The following is a 1,098-nucleotide window of genomic DNA, read 5'->3' as shown; positions in this document are numbered from 1 at the left end:
GCGCCCAGACCCCCTCCGGCATCCCGGTCACCATCACCGCGCCCGTCTCCGACCGGCCCAAGCGCAGCACCAACTCCGCGCGCGGACGCCGCAGCACCGGCTCGGCGACCCGGCGCGCGCCCGCGCGGCAGCCCTTCGACGCGGCGGCCTAGACCCGTGTGCTCAGGAAGCTGAACCGACCCATCTCTGTAGGAGGCACCTTTGACGCTGGTCCAGACGCAGCCCCGCCCCGCGGACTTCGCCCCGACGAACAGGACCGTGGTCGATGCCATGGACGCGTCAGGGCCGCAGGTCTGTGACGACATGACGGTCGAGGTAGCCCTCTCCGTCATGTCCAGCGCCCGGGCGGGATACCTCCTCGTCTGCGACGAGGAGGGCCTGTGTACCGGGGTGATCACCCAGGCCCAGCTCACCGCCGTCCGCGACGGCTCCGCGTACACGGACCGGATTCGACTGCGCGAGATCCTCGGCGGCCACGGACCGTTCACCTCCCCGGTGACGACGATGGCCGAAGCCGACCACGCGATGCGCTACCGGCGGCTCGCGGCGCTGCCCGTCGTCGACGAACACGGCTGTGCCCTGGGCGTACTCGCCCTTTCCCGCTGATCCGCCTCACCGCGGTCAGACCGTCACGCTCTCTCCCTGTGAGGCATCATGCGCTGTGTCATCGCCCGTTTCCCGTTCGACCTGACCAAGAGCGGAGTGCTGGCGTCGATGAAGGGCGTGAAGCCGGAGCCGGTCACGAGTGACTCCGTGATCATCGGCCGCCGCCAGTACCCCGTCAAGCAGGTGGGTCAGGTCATCACCCGGCAGGACCGCCGCGACTTCAGCGCCGGCGAAGTCACCCGGGCCATGTCTCTCCTCGGCTTCACCTGCCGCGCTCTGCCCACGACTGCCGCACCCGCACCCGCACGCGTCCTCCCCCCGTTCCAGAGGGCTTCCGTCATGCTCGGCGCCCCTGTCTCCGTCTGACCGACGAGACGGGCGCAACAGCGGCGCCACGTCAGTTTTCTCGCTTGGCCGGGTGACTTCGACCTGGACCGAGGCGACCATGTCGAGGAAGTCCAGCTCGTCTCGGGCGCGGCGCTCGAGGCTTTC

General features: G+C 69.9%; 2 protein-coding genes and 1 pseudogene. All 3 read left to right on the top strand.

Going from position 1 to position 1,098, the window contains the following annotated elements; genetic code table 11:
- A pseudogene (locus tag ABZX75_RS34450) lies at positions 1-152 on the top strand (ATP-dependent helicase); the annotation flags it as partial.
- Between the two features lie 49 nt (positions 153-201).
- Positions 202-606 carry a CBS domain-containing protein gene (locus ABZX75_RS34445; RefSeq protein ID WP_355418198.1) on the top strand — a complete coding sequence of 135 codons (405 nt, stop codon included), beginning with the start codon at positions 202-204 and terminating at the stop codon, positions 604-606.
- A 48-nt stretch (positions 607-654) separates the two neighbouring features.
- Positions 655-972, top strand: coding sequence for an SCO5918 family protein (locus ABZX75_RS34440; protein ID WP_355418195.1), 318 nt, complete (start codon positions 655-657; stop codon positions 970-972).
- The last annotated feature ends 126 nt before the right edge of the window (positions 973-1,098 follow it).

The sequence above is a fragment of the Streptomyces sp. NPDC003038 genome (genome assembly GCF_040611115.1).
In the GTDB taxonomy this organism is placed as follows: domain Bacteria; phylum Actinomycetota; class Actinomycetes; order Streptomycetales; family Streptomycetaceae; genus Streptomyces.
Note: the sequence above shows the minus strand (reverse complement) of the source record. Positions and strands in the feature narration are given on the sequence as shown.